This window comes from Escherichia sp. AM3 (assembly GCF_032029835.1).
Lineage (GTDB): Bacteria > Pseudomonadota > Gammaproteobacteria > Enterobacterales > Enterobacteriaceae > Escherichia > Escherichia coli.
Genome location: NZ_JAVUPQ010000931.1, coordinates 1 through 277 on the forward strand (window position 1 = coordinate 1; position 277 = coordinate 277).

Sequence of the window (277 nt, forward strand, 5' to 3'; positions counted from 1 at the left end):
CGTGAACCTGTCGGGGTGGTTGCTGCTATCACGCCATGGAATTTCCCGATGGCCATGCTCACCCGTAAGCTCGGCCCGGCGCTGGCAGCAGGATGTACCGGCGTCATCAAGCCTGCAAACAACACGCCGCTGAGCGCCTTTGCGCTGCTGACGCTGGCGAAGCAGGCCGGTGTGCCGGATGGTGTGCTGAATGCGGTCGCGGGGAGCACCTCAGAAATTAGTGACGCCATTATGGCCAGCCATGACGTGCGCAAAATCTCGTTTACCGGATCAACCG

The 277-nt window shown here is 61.0% G+C and carries 1 protein-coding gene; it reads left to right on the plus strand.

The window, feature by feature from the left end; genetic code table 11:
• On the plus strand, window positions 1-277 hold a 277-nt coding region (locus RTW80_RS29115; RefSeq protein WP_312721591.1), incomplete at both ends, for an aldehyde dehydrogenase family protein.